This window comes from Amycolatopsis sp. NPDC051128 (assembly GCF_040682715.1).
GTDB lineage: Bacteria > Actinomycetota > Actinomycetes > Mycobacteriales > Pseudonocardiaceae > Amycolatopsis.
Genome location: NZ_JBFBBN010000056.1, coordinates 1 through 16038, shown reverse-complemented (window position 1 = coordinate 16038; position 16038 = coordinate 1). Strand labels below are relative to the sequence as shown.

Below are 16038 nucleotides of genomic sequence, written 5' to 3'. Positions count from 1 at the left end.
CCCGCCGTGACCACCGATCGACGCCGGTTCCTCAAGGGCGCCGGCCTCGCGGCCGCCGCCGCGAGCGTGCCCCTCCCCGCCCCCGATCCCGACTTCAGCGGCCGGTGCGGCCGTTACCAGTGGCTGGTGGGCGACCACCACACGCACAGCCAGTACTCGTACGACGCGATGTACCGGATCGACCAGATCGCCGCCGGCGGGCGCGCGCACGGCGCGGACTGGATCGTCTTCACCGACCACGGCCACGCCGAGCACGAGAAGGTGTCGGTCGAGCCGACCGAGGCCGACTTCCTCGCCGCCCGGCGGAAGTACCCGGACCTGCTGCTGTGGCACGGGATGGAGTGGAACGTCCCGGGTGCCGAGCACGCGACCGTCTTCTTCCAGGCCGGTTCGGAGCAGGCGGCCAAGCTGCGCGAGTTCGAGCGGGCCTTCGACTGGCGGCTGACGAACTCGGAGGCGTCGAGCCCGGCGAACGAGGCGCTCGCGCTCCGGGCGTTGCGCTGGCTGGCCGCGGAGGAGCAGGCGAAGCGGATCCACGCGCCGGTCGTGCTGATCAACCACCCGCTGCGCAACGGCCGCGTGGCCCCGCACGAGCTGCGGGCCTACCGCGACGCCGCACCGGGCGTCGTCATCGGCATGGAGGGCGCACCCGGCGCGCAGGCGGACGGCTTCCCGAAGCCGCTCGGCAACGGCGGCGCGCGCGGGGGCTACGCGAACAGCCCCGGCCCGAACTCGTGGCCGGGCTTCCCGGCCGAGGCCTACCGGACGCACGGCGGCTGGGACTGGGCGACGGCGAAGGTCGGCGGGCTGTGGGACTCGCTGCTCGCCGAGGGGAAGCCGTGGTGGATCACCACGAACTCCGACTCGCACTACAACCGCGGCGACACGCTGGTCCGCCCGGACGTGCCGGGCGACTGGTACGACACGCACGGCAGGTTCCCCGACCCCCTCGACTCCGGCACGCCGCAGCTGTCCGCGCCGTACGCCGACTTCCACCCCGGCGAGTTCAGCCGGACGTACGTCGGCGTGACGCGGCGCAGCCTCGAAGGCGTCTTGGAAGGCCTGCGAGCCGGCCGGATCTGGCTGTCGCACGGCGGCCTGGCCCAGGAGCTCGAGGTCGAGGCGCATGGCGGCGGCTCCTCGGCGACGCTGGGCGGGCGCCTGCGGGTGCGGCGCGGGTCGGACGTCACGGTCGTGGTGCGTGCCCGGCTGGCGTCGCGGCCGAACGGCGGCGGCTCGGTGCCGCGGCTGGCGCGCCTGGACGTCATCGCGGGCCCGGTGACCGGCCCGGCCGCCGACCGCGACGCGATGACCGCGCCGGGTACCCGGGTCGTGGAGTCGTTCGAGCCCCGCTGGGCGCCGGGACGGCAGGTAGTGTTCCGGCACGCCTTCCGGAACGTCCGGGAGCCCTTCTACGCGCGGGTCCGCGGCTCGAACGGCGATGCCGAGCCCGCGCCGGACGTCGTCGGGCAGGCGAACCCCTTCGAGGACTTGTGGTTGTACGCGAACCCGATTTTCGTGGACCTGTGCTGAACCGACTGTCCCGCCGCCTGCTCGTGCGGTCGATCATGACCGCGTTGCGGTGGCTGCTGCGCCTGCCCTCGCCGGTGCTGCGCGTGCTGGGGGGCCGTCCGGTGGTGGTGGAGGGCCGGCAACCGGTGCCCACCGCGCGGATGCTGATCCGGGTGGCGCGCTTCGCGCCGTTCGACGCACCGCACCGCAACGGCAGCCTCGCGCGGGCGCGCCGAGAGCTGAACCTCGCCGGCGCGCTCGCCGGCGCCGGGATCTGCAAGGGGGTCCGGACGAGCGACCGCACCTGGCCGGGGCCCGGCGGGCCGCTGCCACTGCGGCTGTACGAGCCGGCCGGCCTCCCGGAGCCCGGTCCGGCGCTGGTGTACTTTCACGGCGGCGGGTTCGTGCTCGGCAGCCTCGACACGCACGAAGGCGCGTGCCGGCTGCTCGCCGAGGAGGCCGGGGTGCGGGTCGTGTCGATCGGCTACCGGCTCGCGCCGGAACACCCGTTCCCGGCGGCGGCTTCGGACGCGATCGCGGCGTTCTCCCACGTTCGGGAGAACGCTCCGGGGTTCGGCGCGGATCCGGCGCGGCTCGCGGTCGGCGGGGACAGCAGCGGCGCCAACCTCGCGGCCGTGGTCGCGCACGCGGCCGCCCGCGGCGAGCTGCCCCCGCCGGCGTTCAGCCTCCTGCTGACCCCGGCGACCGACGCGCTCGGCGAGTCGGCGTCGCACCGGCAGTTCGGCTCCGGCTTCCGGCTGGACCGCGACGAATGGGCCTGGTACCGCGACCAGTACCTGCGCGACCCGGCGCAGTACACGGACCCGCGCGCGTCGGTGCTGTACGACGACCACCTGGCGGGCCTCCCGCCGACGTACGTGGCGACGTGCGGCTTCGACCTGCTCCGCGACGAAGGCGAGGCCTACGCGCGAAAGCTGGCTTCGGCGGGAGTCCCGGTGGTGCACCGGCGCCACGAGGGCCAGCTCCACGGCTTCGCGAACCGGGTCGGCATCGACCCGGACGCCCAGCGGGCCATGGTCCACGCGGCCGGCGTCCTCCGAGCGGGCCTCGCCCTCACCCCACCCCGTGACTGAGCACGGATCTCGCGTGATTAAGGGCGGAACTCGCGAGATCCGTCTCCAATCACGCGAGATCCGTCTCCAATCACGCGAGATCCGCCGCTGATCACGGGTGATGCCTGTTGACGCACGGTCAGCGGACCGGGAGGTGGACCGTCACGCCGAGGCCGCCGCCGACGATCGGCTCCGCCGTCACGGTTCCGCCGTGCGCCTGGACCGCCGCCCGGACGATCGACAGGCCCAGGCCCGCGCCCGAGCGGGCCGTGCGGGCCACCCCGGCCCGGCGGAACGGCTCGAACAGTTCCGGCACCGCGGCCGGGTCCACGAGGCCACCGGACGACCGGACCCGCAGCATCGACCACTGCGGCCCCGGCTGGGTGAGGACCTCCAGCCAGCCGCCCTCGACGTTGTGGCGGACCGCGTTCTCCAGCAGGTTGCCCGCGATCCGCTCCAGCAGCGCGGGGTCGCCGAACGCGGGCGCCGGGGCCGTCGTGAACGAAGCGCGGATCCCGCGCTGCTCGGCTTCCAGGCGCGCCGCGCGCCAGGCCCGGTCGACGACCACCGCCAGGTCGACCGGCTCGCGCACCCCGAGCCCGGCGCCGTCGGTGCGGGCCAGCAGCAGCAGCGAGTTGACCAGCTGCCCGGCGCGCTCGGTGGCGTCCCGGACCACCCCGCCCATCCGGCGCAGCTCGGCCGCGTCGGCGTCGTCGTCGGCGAGGGTGACGTCGAGTTCCGTGCGGATCACCGACAACGGCGTCCGCAGCTCGTGGCTCGCGTTCGCGACGAAGTGGCGTTGCGCGTCGAAGGCGGCTTGAAGCCGGTCGAGCATGTCGTCGAAGGTGCCGGCCAGCTCGGCCAGCTCGTCGCGGGAGCGGATCTCGCCGATCCGCTCCCCCATCGACTCGACCGACAGCCGCCGCGCGGTCCCGGTGATCTCGCGCAGCGGCAGCAGCACCCGCGAGGTGAACGTCCAGGCGAGGATCGCCGCGGCCGCCACCACCAGCAGGAACGCCAGCGAACCGAACAGCAGCATCCGGTCGCGGGCGTGCACGCGCAGGTGCTCGGCGAGCGTCGAGGCGTCGACCTCGACGCCGTCGACGACCACCGTGCTGCCCGGCGGCATCCGCGGGACGGCGTCGAGCGAGTCCCGGACCAGCGTCCAGGCCAGCCAGAGCAGCAACAGGCTGACGGCGGCGACCAGCACGGTCGCCAGCAGGGTGATCCGGGCGCGGAGGCTGCGGGTGCCCGGCAGGTTCACGCGCGTGGCGCGCCGGGCTCCGGCACCCGGTACCCGGAGCCGACGACCGTCTCGATGATCCCCGGCTCGCCGAGCTTCTTGCGCAGCGTCATCACGGTGACCCGGACGGTCGTGGTGAACGGGTCGGCGTTCTCGTCCCACACCCGCTCGAGGAGCTCCTCGCTGCTGACCACCGAACCGGCGGCCGAGAGCAGGACCTCCAGGACGCCGAACTCCTTGCGGGTCAGCTCGACCGGCCCGCTCGCGCGGCGGACGGTCCGCTTCGCCGGGTCCAGCTCGACGTCACCGGCGGTGAGCAGCGGCGGCGCGGCCGGCGTGGCCCGGCGGCCCAGCGCCCGCACCCGCGCGACCAGCTCGGGGAAGGCGAACGGCTTGGCGAGGTAGTCGTCGGCGCCCAGCGACAGCCCGTCCACCCGGTCGGACACCGAGCTGCTCGCGGTCAACATCAGCACCCGGGTCAGCTCCCCGGACGCGACGATCTCCTGGCACAGCTCGTCCCCGGACATCCCGGGCAGGTCCCGGTCCAGGAGCACGACGTCGTACCGGGTGACGGCGGCCTTTTCGTGCCCGTCGTCCCCGGTCAGCGCGACGTCCACCGCCATGCCTTCTCGGCGCAGCCCACGGGCGATCGCGTCGGCCAGGGGTTCTTCGTCCTCGACTACCAAAACTCGCACTGAACCACAATCGCATAATTTCCTGAGAGTGCCCTTTAAGGACTGTGTGCGTCGGATGTGGCCCAGCGGAGGGCGAACCACAGCCGCATCCGGGTCTCCGGGTCGGCCAGGTCCACGTCCAGAGCCCGCTCCACCTGGGCGATCCGGTGCCGGACGCTGTTGCGGTGCACGCCGAGCTCCGCCGCCGTCGGCTCCCAGCCGCCGTGGTGGGCCAGCCACGTGCGCAACGTCCGGACCAGCTCCCGGTCCTGCGCCCGGTCCAGCTCGGCCAGCGGTTCGAGGGCTTTCGCCGCGAAGCCCCGGGAAGCGGCCGGGGACAGCAGCGCGTCGAAGTCGAGCGGCCCGCTCCCCGCCACCACCGGACGGCCGAGCGCGGCAGCCCGCGCAAGCAGCAGCTCGACCTCCGCCTCCGACAACCGGGCAGCAGGCGCCGGGGACCCGACGGCCGCCAGCCAGCCGTGCTCGCGCAGGTCCGCCAGCACCTCCGGCGCCGGGCCGGTCCCGGCGACGGCCGTGAACCGCGGCCCGGGGCCGACCTCGACGAGCGGCGTGTCCAGCCGCGCCCGCAGCCAGTCCGGGCGCCGGCTCGCCTCGTCCGGACCGCGCCGGTACGCCGCCCCGGCGACCAGCCGGACGACCTCCGACCCCAGCAACGACCGAGCCGCCTCCCCCGGGGACACCCGGCCGAGCAGCAGGCCGGTGGCCGCCGCGCCCAGCTCGGCCGCGTCCGAGCCCGCGCGGCCGACCAGGCCGAGCAGGGCAGCGCCGACGGCGAGGATCGCCCGCTCGGCGCCGTCGAGCCGCCGGGGCCGGCCGACGACCACCAGGTGCGACGCCGTGGCCTGGGGGGACACCGGCTGGACGGCGACGAACCCGCCGACGAGCTCGGTGGTCGCGCTCCTGATCCCGCTGCCCGCCCGCACGGTCGCCATCAGCTCCCGAACCTCCGGCGGCAGCGGCGAAGGCGCGTCGTGCGCCGAGGCCGGCACGTCCCCGGCACCGACCACGGCGACCCAGGACCGCAGCACCGCCGCCAGCGACGACGTCAGCTCGCCGAGCCCACCGCCCGCGGCGCGCGTCAGCGTCTCGCGCGCCGCCGTGACCCGCCGCTGTTCACGCTGCCCGGCCTCGGTCAGCGCGACCGACACCGCCTGGTTGACCGCCAGGAACGGCGTGCGCGAAGGCACCACCAGCAGCGGCAGCCCGCGCCGCGCGCAAGCCCGGCGCAGGGGCTCCGGCAAGGTCTCGTGCACCTTCGGGGTGAGGCCGAACCCCAGCGCCGTCACGCCGGCGTCGCGCAGGCCGCGCACGTACCGGTCGATCCGCTCCGGCAGGTTGACGCCCGCGGTGAGGATCAGCTCGCCGCCCAGCAGGTAGGGCGCGGGATCCTCCAGCTCGCTCACGTGGGCCCAGCGGACCGGGGCGTCCAGCGCACCCGGCCGCAGCGTTTCGGGGACGACGTCGAGCGCGAGCTCCGGGTTGCCGACCACGTCCCGTAACGGGACATTCACCTCGGTGGACAGTGAATCCGTGCTCGGGGTCATTTCATCCCTACCGATGTCGACATGGGGATGAATGATCCCATGCCGAGGAAGAGGCCGGCGACCCTACGGTGACCCGAAACGACGTGAGGAGGACACCGTGACCGGCGACTACGCGGTGATCGCGCTGTACATCGCGGGGATGCTCGGGGTCGGCTGGTACGGCCTCCGGCTCGCGAAGACGAAGTCCGACTACCTCGTCGCCGGGCGGCGGCTGGGCTGGTTCATGTACTCCGGCACGATGTCGGCCGTCGTCCTCGGCGGCGCGTCGACGGTCGGCGGTGTGAAGCTCGGGTACACCTACGGCATCTCCGGCATGTGGCTGGTCGTCAGCATCGGCGTCGGCATCCTCGTGCTGCACGCCCTGTTCGCGCGGCGGCTGGTGCGGCTGAAGGTCTACACCGTCGGCGAGATGCTCGACCTGCGCTACGGCGGCCGCACCAGCGCGGTGTCCGGCGTCGTCATGTGGGGCTACACCCTCATGCTCACGGTCACCTCGACGCTGGCGTTCGCGACGATCTTCAAGGTGCTGTTCGACCTGCCGAACTGGGCCGGGATCGCGATCGGCGGCTCGATCGTGGTGCTCTACTCGGTGCTCGGCGGCATGTGGTCGATCACGCTCACCGACATCGCCCAGTTCGTCATCAAGACCATCGGCATCCTGGCGATCCTGCTGCCGGTCGCGATCAGCTCCGCCGGCGGCTTCAGCGGCATGAGCGAGAAACTCGACGCGAGCTTCTTCAGCTTCACTTCGATCGGCACCGACACGATCATCACCTACTTCGTGATCTACACCTTCGGCCTGCTGATCGGCCAGGACATCTGGCAGCGCGTGTTCACCGCCCGCACGCCCGCGATCGCGACGTCCGGCGGCATCACCTCCGGCGTCTACTGCCTGGTCTACGGCCTGGCCGGCGCCCTGATCGGCACCGCGGCGCACGCCCTGTACCCCGACATCGCCAGCGCGCAGGACGCCTTCGCGACGATCGTCGAGCGCCTGCTGCCGACCGGCGTCCGCGGCCTGGTCCTGGCCGCCGCACTCTCGGCGATGATGTCGACCGCGAGCGGCGCGCTGATCGCGTGTTCCACCACCACGACGTCGGACCTGCTGACCAAGGTGGGCCTGAAGAAGGGCGGCGAGGTGAGCCGCAACCGACTCGCGACGCTCGTGCTGGGGCTGCTGGCGATCGGCATCGCGATGCTCGTCGACGACGTCGTCGACGCGCTCACCATCGCCTACGACATCCTGGTCGGCGGGCTGCTGGTGGCGATCGTCGGCGCGCTGTTCTGGAAGCGCGGCACGCGGCAGGGCGCGTACGCGTCGATGGTGGCCGGCACGCTCTCGGTCATCGCCTTCATGATCATCGACGGCGTCGACGCCAACACCCCGATTTACTGGGGCCTCGGCGCGAGCCTGGTGGTGTACCTGGCGGTCAGCTTCGCCACGCCACGCACGGACGCCTCGATCCTCTCCGTCTGGACCCGCCGCCTCGACGGCGCCGACACCCGCCGCACCCCCCAACCGTCACTTTCATAGGGAAAGTGACGCTTTTCGAGACTGGAGTGACGCCAGTGAGTGACACGATTGGACCCCTCGACTCGTCGCGCATTCCCCGGTTCGCCGGCTTCGCGACCTTCGCGCGGCTGCCGCGGATCGACCAGGTCGAGCGCGCCGACGTCGCCGTCGTCGGGGTGCCCTTCGACTCCGGGGTGTCCTACCGGCCCGGCGCGCGGTTCGGCCCGGCGGCGGTCCGCGAGGCCAGCCGGCTGCTGCGGCCGTACCACCCGGAGCTGGACGTCTCGCCGTTCGCCGAGAAGCAGGTCGTCGACGCCGGCGACATCGCGGTCAACCCGTTCAACATCGGCGAAGCGATCGAGACACTGCAGCAGGAAGCCGAGGCGCTGACCGCCGATGGCACCCGGCTGGTGACGGTCGGCGGCGACCACACCATCGCGCTGCCGCTGCTGCGCGCCGCGGCGAAGAAGCACGGACCCGTCGCCCTGCTGCACTTCGACGCGCACCTCGACACCTGGGACACCTACTTCGGCGAGCCGTACACCCATGGCACCCCGTTCCGGCGGGCGTCCGAGGAAGGCATCCTCGACACGAGCGCGCTGTCGCACGTCGGCACGCGCGGGCCGTTGTACGGCAAGCGGGACCTCGAAGAAGACCGGCGGCTCGGCTTCGGCATCGTCACCTCCGGCGACGTCCTGCGCCGCGGCGTCGCCGAGACCGTCGACGCGCTGCGGCAGCGCATCGGCGACCGGCCGCTGTACGTCTCCGTCGACATCGACGTGCTCGACCCGGCGCACGCGCCCGGTACCGGCACGCCCGAAGCGGGCGGGATGACCAGCCGGGAGCTGCTGGAAATCCTGCGCGGCCTACGCGACCTCAACCTGGTCGGCGCGGACGTCGTCGAGCTCGCCCCGGCCTACGACCACGCCGAGATCACCGCCATCGCGGCCTCCCACGTCGCCTACGACCTGGTGAGCCTGCTGGCCTTGGGGAAGGGCGAATGACGCGCATCGGTGGCGACGTCGTCGTCGAAACCCTCCGGGCGCTCGGCGCCGACACCGTGTTCGGCCTGCCGGGCCAGCACGCGCTGGGCCTCTTCGAAGCCCTGCGGCGCGCCGAAGACATCCGCGTGATCAGCGGGCGCGTCGAGAACAATCTCGCCTTCGCCGCCGACGGGCACGCCCGCGCGCGGCTCGCGGCGAACCCGGACGGTCCGGTGCCGGTGACGCCGCTCGTGGTCTCCACCGGCCCGGGCGCGTTGCTCACGTTGGCTTCGCTGCAGGAGTCCCGCGAGGCTTCGGTGCCGGTGCTCGGGATTTCCAGCCAGGTCCCGGTCGCCGGACTGGGCGGTGGGCGGCACGGCTACCTGCACGAGCTGCCCGACCAGCAGGCCAGCTTCTCGGGCGTCGTGAAGTCGGTGCACGTCGTGCGGCGCGCGAGCCAGATTCCGTCGGCGCTGCGGGAGGCGTGGACGTCGGCCGCGACCGCGCCCTACGGCCCGGTGTGGGTCGAGATCCCGCAGGATGTGCTGCTCGGCCCGGCCGGGGTCCCGCCGATCACGTCGGCGGCGGCCACTCCCCCGGTTTTGGAGCCCCTGCCGGAGCTGGTCACCGCGGCCGCCGAGCTGCTGGCCGCAGCTTCGAATCCGGTGATCCTGGCGGGCGGCGGGGCGCTGCGGTCCGGCGCGCACGCCGAGCTGACGGCGCTCGCGGAGGCGTTGCGGGCGCCGGTGATCTCGACCTTCGGCGGCAAGGGCGTCTTCGGCTGGGACCACGAGCTGTCCGGGCGGTCGTGGCTGGAGGACTGGCACACCACGGAGTTCCTCGCGGACGCCGACGTGCTGCTCGTGCTCGGGTCCGGGCTCGGCGAGCTGACCGGCAACTACCGCGAGTTCGCCCCGCGCGGCCGGCTGATCCAGGTGGAAGCCGACCTGGGCAAGCTGGAGTCGAACTACCCGGGCCTCGGCATCCACGCCGACGTGAAGCTGACCTTGCAGGCGCTGCTGGAGTGGGTGCCGATGCGGGCGTCCGACGGCCGGGCCGAAAAGGCGGTGTCGGGACTGCTCGCACGCGTCGAGTCGCGTTTGGCCAGCCAGGACCTGGCTACCGAACGGAAGCTGATCGACGACATCCGCGCGGCGCTGCCCGAGGGTACGCAGACGTTCTGGGACATGACGATCGCCGCGTACTGGGCCTGGTCGGCGTGGAACCCCGAGGGCGCGCCGATCCACACGGCGCAGGGCGCGGGCGGGCTGGGCTACGGCCTGCCGGGCGCGCTCGGCGGCGCGGTCGCCGGTGGCCCGGCGCTCGCCGTGTCCGGCGACGGCGGCGCGATGTACGGCATCGCCGAGCTGGCCACCGCGGTGCAGCACGGCCTCGACGTCACGTGGCTGATCGTCGACGACGGCGGTTACGGCATCCTGCGCGAGTACCTCACCGGCGCGTTCGGCACCGCGACGGCCACCGAGCTAGCCCGGCCCGACTTCGTCGCGCTGGCGCGGTCGTTCGGCGTTCCGGCTCGCCTGTCCTCTTTGGACACGGTGGGCGCGGACCTGGCCGAGGCGCTGCGCACGCCCGGCCCGTCCGTCGTCGTCCTGCCCGCGCTGCTCAAGATGTTCGCGCCGACCCACCTGGAGAAGGCATGACGCACGCCCGCACGCTCGACCTGACCGACCCGGCGACCGGCGAGGTGTTCGGCACCAGCGTCGTCGCCGGACAGTCCGATGTGGACGACGCGATGGCGGCCGCCGCACGGGCGTTCGGGGTGTGGCGGCGCAGCACGCCGGCACAGCGGCAGCTGGCGCTGCTGAAGATCGCCGACGCGCTGGAGGCCCGGGCAGCGGAGTTCGCCGACCTCGAAGTGCGGGAGACCGGCAAGATCCGGTCCGTCGTGCTCGAAGAGGAGATCCCGGAGTGCGTGAGCGCGCTGCGGTTCTTCGCCGGGACCGCGCGGCAGCTGGAGGGCACCGCGGCCGGGGAGTACGCGCCCGGCCACACGTCGGTGATCCGCCGCGAGCCGGTCGGCGTCTGCGCGCAGATCGCGCCGTGGAACTATCCGCTGATGATGGCCGTCTGGAAGATCGCGCCGGCGCTCGCCGCGGGCAACACGGTGGTGCTCAAACCCGCCGAGACGACCCCGTCGACGGCCGTGCTGCTGGCCAGGGTCGCGGCGGAGTTCCTGCCTCCGGGCGCGTTCACCGTCCTGTGCGGCGACCGCGACACCGGCCGGGCGCTGGTTCGCCATCCGGTCACCGCGCTGGTCTCGATCACCGGCTCGACGCGGGCGGGCATCGACGTCGCCACCGTGGCGGCCGCCGACCTCAAGCGCACCCACCTCGAGCTGGGCGGCAACGCGCCGCTGCTGGTGTTTCCCGACGCCGACGTCGCTTCGACGGTGGACGGCATCGTGGGCGCGGCGTTCTACAACGCCGGGCAGGACTGCACGGCGGGCAGCCGGGTCCTGGTCCACGCGTCGATCCACGACGACTTCGTCGCTTCGCTGGCGAAGGCCGCCGCGGCGCGGACACCGGGCGTCGATTACGGGCCGTTGAACAGCGCGGCCCAGTTCTCGCGCGTCGAGGGCCTCATCTCGCGGCTGCCGTCGCATGCCCGTATCGAGACGGGCGGCACGCGGTTCGGCTCGCGGGGGTTCTTCCTGTCCCCCACGGTGGTTTCGGGGCTGCGGCAGGACGACGAGATCGTCCAGGAGGAGATCTTCGCGCCCGTACTCACCGTCCAGTCCTTTTCGGACGAATCTTCGGGTGTGGCGCTGGCCAACGGCGTCCCGTACGGACTGGCGTCCTCGGTCTGGACGCGGGACCTGGCCGTGGCCGCACGGGTCTCGGCCGAGCTGGACTTCGGCTGCGTGTGGGTCAACACACACGGGCCGCTGGTCGCCGAGATGCCGCACGGCGGCTTCGGCCACTCCGGGCACGGCAAGGACCTCTCCGCGTACGCCTTCGCCGAGTACACCCGCGTCAAGCACGTGATGACGAGGTTCGCCTGAGAGGACCTCAAACGCCCCAATGTGGCGTTGGTTGCGTCCAGCGCACCGAACGCCACAGTGGGTGCGCTGGACGCACCGAACGCCACATTGGGGCGTTTGAGGCGGGGTGCTCTCAGCGGCGGTTCGCGTCCTTTTCCGAGGTCCGCTCGGAGGCCGAGCCGAGGCGGCCCGAGGCCCACTCCGTCACGCGGCGGGCCACGTCCTGCGCCGTCAGCCCGATCCGGCCCAGGACCTCGTCGCGGGTGCCGTGGTCGTGGAACGACTGCGGCACCGCCAGGTCCCGCAGCGGGACGTCGCACTCGGCGTCGCGGAACGTCGCCGCCAGTGCCGAACCGAAGCCGCCGTGGCGGCCGCTGTCCTCGACCGTCACCACCAGCTTGTGCCGGGACGCCAGCGCGACCAGCTCGGCCGGCACCGGCAGCACCCAGCGCGGGTCGACCACGGTGACGCCGATGCCCTGGTCGGCGAGCCGGTCGGCCGCCGCCAGCCCGAGGGTCGCGAACGCGCCCACCGTCACCAGCAGGACGTCGGCCCCCTCCTTCGGGCGCCGCAGCACGTCCACCGTGCCGATCCGCTCGACCGCGGTGACGTCGGTGCCGACCTTGCCCTTCGAGAACCGCAGCGCGGTCGGCCCTTCGGACACCGCGACGGCCTCGCGCAGCTCTTCGCGCAGCGTGGCCGGGTCGCGCGGGGCGGCGACGCGCATCCCCGGCACCATGCCGAGCAGCGACAGGTCCCACATGCCGTGGTGGCTCGGCCCGTCCGGCCCGGTGATGCCGGCCCGGTCGAGCACCAGCGTCACCGGCTGGCGGTGCAGCGCGACGTCCATCAGCACCTGGTCGAACGCGCGGTTGAGGAACGTCGAGTAGATCGCCACCACCGGGTGCAGCCCGCCCATCGCCAGCCCGGCGGCGGAGGTGACCGCGTGCTGCTCGGCGATGCCGACGTCGTACCAGCGGTCCGGGAACGCCTCGGCGAACTTGTCCAGCCCGGTCGAGCGCAGCATCGCCGCGGTGATCGCGACGACGTCCTCGCGCTCGGCGCCGATCTTCGCCAGCTCGTCGCCGAACACGCCGGTCCAGCTCGGGCCCTTCACCGGCGGCAGGCCGGTCTCCGGGTCGATCGGGTCGGTCTGGTGCATCTGGTCGTGCTCGTTGTTCACCGCGGGCGCGTAGCCGTGACCCTTCTCGGTCACCACGTGCACGATCACCGCGCCGCCGAAGCTGCGCGCGCTGTGGAACGCCTTCTCCAGCGCGACGAGGTCGTGGCCGTCGACCGGGCCGAGGTACTTCAGGCCGAGGTCGGAGAACATCGCCTGCGGGCTCAGGGCGTCCTTCAGCCCGGCCTTCGCGGCGTGCAGCGCGGCGTAGATCGGCCTGCCGACGACCGGGGTGTGCTTGAGGATCTCGCGGCCGCCGTCGAGCAGCCGCTCGTAGCCCGGCTGCAGGCGCAGCGCGGCGAGGTGGTCGGCCAGGCCGCCGATGGTCGGCGAGTACGACCGGCCGTTGTCGTTGATCACGATGACGACCGGGCGGTCCCGGTGCGCGGCGATGTTGTTGAGCGCCTCCCAGCACATGCCGCCGGTGAGGGCGCCGTCGCCGACGACGGCGATCGCGTGCCGCCCGCCGCCGCCCAGCGCGAACGCCTTCGCCAGGCCGTCCACATAGGACAGCCCGGACGAGGCGTGGCTGCTCTCCACCCAGTCGTGCTCACTCTCCGCACGCGACGGGTAGCCGGTGACGCCGCCGGTCTGGCGCAGCAGGTCGAAGCCGTCGGCGCGGCCGGTGACGATCTTGTGCACGTAGGCCTGGTGGCCGACGTCCCAGACGATCGCGTCGCGCGGCGAGTCGAACACGCGGTGCAACGCCAGGGTCAGCTCGACGACGCCGAGGTTCGGCCCCAGGTGCCCGCCCGCCCGCCGGACCTTGTCGACGAGGAAGTCCCGGATCTCGGCGGCCAGTTCGCCGAGGTCCTCGACACTCATGCGCTTCAGGTCCGCCGGTCCGCTGACGGACTCCAGCATCGTCACTCGTCTCCACCTCACTCGTTCGCTTCCGGCCTTTGGGGGCCCAGGGGGCTTGCCCCCGGCCGGGTCCGGGGCTGGGCCCCGGAAGACACTGTCCGGCCAGTCTACGGAGACCGGCCACCCGCCTTCCGCCCGCCGCGTCCGGCATCACAGGCGGAGCGCGACCACGCGTCAGCGCCCGGGGTGAACCTCGTCTCGCCGCGCCGCTGTGGCGGTCACGCGGCGTAGCCGTGAGAATGGGCGCATGGCGGACTTCTTCATCGGCGGTGAATGGGTGGACGCGATCGGCGGCGGACGCCGGGAGATCCGCTGCCCGGCGGACGGCTCCCTGGTCGCGACGGTCGCCGAGGGCAGCGCCAAGGACACCGAAGCGGCCATCGCGGCGGCGCGCCGGGCGTTCGACACCGGGCCGTGGCCCGGCACGCCCGCGCACCTGCGCGGCGACCTGCTGCTGCGCACCGCGGACCTGCTGGACCGCGACGCGGAGGCGTTCGCCCGCGCCGAGTCGCTCGACACCGGCAAACGCCTGGTCGAGAGCCGCTACGACATGGCCGACATCGCCGCCTGCCTGCGCTACTTCGGCAAGCTCGCGGCGCAGGACGCCGGGCGCGTCGTCGACACCGGCACCCCGGACGCGATCAGCCGGATCGTGCACGAGCCGGTCGGCGTCTGCGGGCTGATCACGCCGTGGAACTACCCGCTGCTGCAGACTGTGTGGAAGATCGCCCCGGCGCTGGCCGCGGGCAACACGTTCGTGCTCAAGCCCAGCGAGCTGACCCCGCACACCTCGATCCTGTTCCTGAAGCTGCTCACCGAGGCGGGCCTGCCCCCTGGCGTGGGGAACCTGGTGCTCGGCGCGGGCGGCGAGGTGGGCGCGCCGCTGGCTTCGCACCCGGACGTCGATCTCGTGTCGTTCACCGGCGGGCTCGCCACCGGCCGGACCATCGCCGCAGCGGCGGCCGCCACGGTCAAGAAGGTGGCCCTCGAGCTGGGCGGGAAGAACCCGAACGTGGTGTTCGCCGACGCCGACTTCGACACCGCCGTCGACTACGCGCTGACCGCGGTGTTCCTGCACTCCGGCCAGGTGTGCTCGGCGGGCGCGCGGCTGATCGTGCAGCGGGAGTGGCACGGCGAGTTCGTCGACGAGCTGGTGCGCCGGGCCGAGCGGATCCGCCTCGGCGGGCCGTTCGACGAGCGTGCCGAGACCGGGCCGCTGATCTCGGCGGCGCACCGGGCGAAGGTCGAGGACTACGTGGCCGCCGCGCTGGCCGAGGGCGCGGTGCTGCGCACGGGCGGCAAGCGGCCGGACGACCCCGCGCTGCGGGACGGCTTCTACTACCTGCCGACCATCCTCGACCAGGTGAAACAGGGATCGTCGGCGGTCGCCGACGAGTCGTTCGGGCCGGTGCTGACGGTCGAGACGTTCACCGACGAGGACGACGCGGTCCGCATCGCCAACGACACGCACTACGGGCTGGCCGGCGCGGTGTTCACGAACGACGCTTCGCGGGCGCAGCGCGTGGCCGGGCGGCTGCGCCACGGCACGGTGTGGATCAACGACTTCCACCCGTACCTGCCGCAGGCCGAGTGGGGCGGCTACAAGCAGTCCGGGTTCGGCCGCGAGCTGGGCCCGACGGGGCTGGCCGAGTACACCGAGGTGAAGCACATCTACCAGAACCTGCGCCCGGCGCCGCAGCGGTGGTTCGCCGGCTGACTCCGCCGTTCGGGATCCACCGAACGGCCTAGCGGACAAAACGTGATCGGAAAGCCGTTTCCCGCGCTTATGCTGCGTTGCGTGAAGCAGCAAGCCTGGCGGGGGCCGCGCGCCGTGGCGGTGGCGGCCGCCGGGCTGGGGGTGATCGCCGGGCTGACGCTGCGCACAGCGGACTACCCCGGCGTCCTGCCGCTGGGCACGCCCGATCCCGAGCTGGACCTGAGCCTCCGGCTGGTGTGCGCGGCGGCCGTGCTGATCGCGGGCACGCTGGCTTACCTGACGTTCGCCCGCCATCAGGACGAGCCCTTGGCGATGGCGTGCCTCCCGGGCCTGGTGGTGACGGGCGTGGTCCTGCGGCACCTGGTGGTGACGCTCCCGGGAGTGACGCGCATCCAGCCGGCGGCGCGGATCGTCCCGGGGGCGGGCGCGTGGGTGCTGCTGGCCTCGGGCATCGCGATGACGGCGACGGGCCTCGCGGCGGCTTTCGCCGTGCGCCGGGCCGGCTGATTCCGGGCCGGCGGGGCAAGCTGCCCGATTGGCCCGATTAGCCCGGTTTCAGGTGCTCGCCCAAGGCCGTGAATGGCCCATTGAGGGACTCTATGTCCCTCAATGTGCCATATGGGACAGGAGGAAATCCTCGCCGAGGTGCGGACGCTGCTCGTCGAACGCCATCCCGAGAGGGCCGGCCGGGAGTGGATCGAGCCGGGCATCGG

Annotated in this window: 12 protein-coding genes; 8 read left to right on the top strand and 4 right to left on the bottom strand. The window is 73.1% G+C overall.

All coding sequences use genetic code 11. The annotated features are described in order from the left end of the window. Nucleotides 1–6 precede the first annotated feature (6 nt). Nucleotides 7–1533, top strand: coding sequence for a twin-arginine translocation signal domain-containing protein (locus AB0M82_RS38065; protein ID WP_364732896.1), 1527 nt, complete (start codon nt 7–9; stop codon nt 1531–1533). Next, on the top strand, nt 1527–2606 hold the full coding sequence (locus AB0M82_RS38060; RefSeq protein WP_364732893.1) for an alpha/beta hydrolase fold domain-containing protein: 1080 nt from the start codon (nt 1527–1529) through the stop codon (nt 2604–2606). Before AB0M82_RS38065 ends, AB0M82_RS38060 begins: the two co-directional genes overlap by 7 nt. 118 nt (nt 2607–2724) lie before the next feature. Here the strand turns inward: AB0M82_RS38060 and AB0M82_RS38055 are convergent, their stop codons facing one another. Genes AB0M82_RS38055 through AB0M82_RS38045 form a run of 3 tightly spaced genes read right to left on the bottom strand, consistent with a single transcriptional unit; the run spans nt 2725 to nt 6067 of the window. Beyond that, complete coding sequence (locus AB0M82_RS38055; RefSeq protein WP_364732890.1) at nt 2725–3849, bottom strand: HAMP domain-containing sensor histidine kinase; 1125 nt, start codon at nt 3847–3849, stop codon at nt 2725–2727. Next, complete coding sequence (locus AB0M82_RS38050) at nt 3846–4523, bottom strand: response regulator transcription factor (protein ID WP_364732887.1); 678 nt, start codon at nt 4521–4523, stop codon at nt 3846–3848. The genes AB0M82_RS38055 and AB0M82_RS38050 overlap by 4 nt, the downstream gene beginning before the upstream one ends. A gap of 35 nt (nt 4524–4558) precedes the next feature. Continuing rightward, nucleotides 4559–6067 carry a PucR family transcriptional regulator gene (locus tag AB0M82_RS38045; RefSeq protein WP_364732884.1) on the bottom strand — a complete coding sequence of 503 codons (1509 nt, stop codon included), beginning with the start codon at nt 6065–6067 and terminating at the stop codon, nt 4559–4561. A gap of 97 nt (nt 6068–6164) precedes the next feature. Here AB0M82_RS38045 and AB0M82_RS38040 point away from each other — a divergent pair, with 97 nt between their 5' ends. Genes AB0M82_RS38040 through AB0M82_RS38025 form a run of 4 tightly spaced genes read left to right on the top strand, consistent with a single transcriptional unit; the run spans nt 6165 to nt 11585 of the window. Further along, nucleotides 6165–7601: a sodium:solute symporter gene (locus tag AB0M82_RS38040; RefSeq protein ID WP_364732882.1), complete on the top strand. Its 1437-nt coding sequence runs from the start codon at nt 6165–6167 to the stop codon at nt 7599–7601. Between the two features lie 35 nt (nt 7602–7636). Beyond that, complete coding sequence (gene speB / locus AB0M82_RS38035) at nt 7637–8584, top strand: agmatinase (RefSeq protein WP_364732879.1); 948 nt, start codon at nt 7637–7639, stop codon at nt 8582–8584. Beyond that, the gene (locus tag AB0M82_RS38030) at nt 8581–10224 is read left to right on the top strand and encodes a thiamine pyrophosphate-binding protein (RefSeq protein WP_364732876.1); all 1644 of its coding nucleotides are present in this window, start codon (nt 8581–8583) and stop codon (nt 10222–10224) included. The genes speB and AB0M82_RS38030 overlap by 4 nt, the downstream gene beginning before the upstream one ends. Then, complete coding sequence (locus AB0M82_RS38025) at nt 10221–11585, top strand: aminobutyraldehyde dehydrogenase (protein WP_364732873.1); 1365 nt, start codon at nt 10221–10223, stop codon at nt 11583–11585. Before AB0M82_RS38030 ends, AB0M82_RS38025 begins: the two co-directional genes overlap by 4 nt. 112 nt (nt 11586–11697) lie before the next feature. On the opposite strand, the gene dxs is transcribed toward AB0M82_RS38025, so the two are convergent. Then, nucleotides 11698–13614: a 1-deoxy-D-xylulose-5-phosphate synthase gene (gene dxs, locus AB0M82_RS38020; RefSeq protein ID WP_364732870.1), complete on the bottom strand. Its 1917-nt coding sequence runs from the start codon at nt 13612–13614 to the stop codon at nt 11698–11700. 241 nt (nt 13615–13855) lie between these two features. On the opposite strand from dxs, the gene AB0M82_RS38015 reads away from it, so the two are divergent. Both AB0M82_RS38015 and AB0M82_RS38010 read left to right on the top strand, forming a co-directional pair. Further along, entirely contained in the window at nt 13856–15325 is a 1470-nt protein-coding gene (locus AB0M82_RS38015) for an aldehyde dehydrogenase family protein (RefSeq protein WP_364732867.1), read from the top strand. Nucleotides 15326–15406: 81 nt separating this feature from the next. Continuing rightward, nucleotides 15407–15832: a hypothetical protein gene (locus tag AB0M82_RS38010; protein WP_364732864.1), complete on the top strand. Its 426-nt coding sequence runs from the start codon at nt 15407–15409 to the stop codon at nt 15830–15832. Nucleotides 15833–16038 lie beyond the last annotated feature (206 nt).

Bases quoted from the DNA above. Each gene is read 5' to 3' on its own strand.
- AB0M82_RS38045 (WP_364732884.1), bottom strand. From the start codon at position 6,067: ATGACCCCGAGCACGGATTCACTGTCCACCGAGGTGAATGTCCCGTTA.
- AB0M82_RS38030 (WP_364732876.1), top strand. From the start codon at position 8,581: ATGACGCGCATCGGTGGCGACGTCGTCGTCGAAACCCTCCGGGCGCTC.
- AB0M82_RS38025 (WP_364732873.1), top strand. From the start codon at position 10,221: ATGACGCACGCCCGCACGCTCGACCTGACCGACCCGGCGACCGGCGAG.
- AB0M82_RS38015 (WP_364732867.1), top strand. From the start codon at position 13,856: ATGGCGGACTTCTTCATCGGCGGTGAATGGGTGGACGCGATCGGCGGC.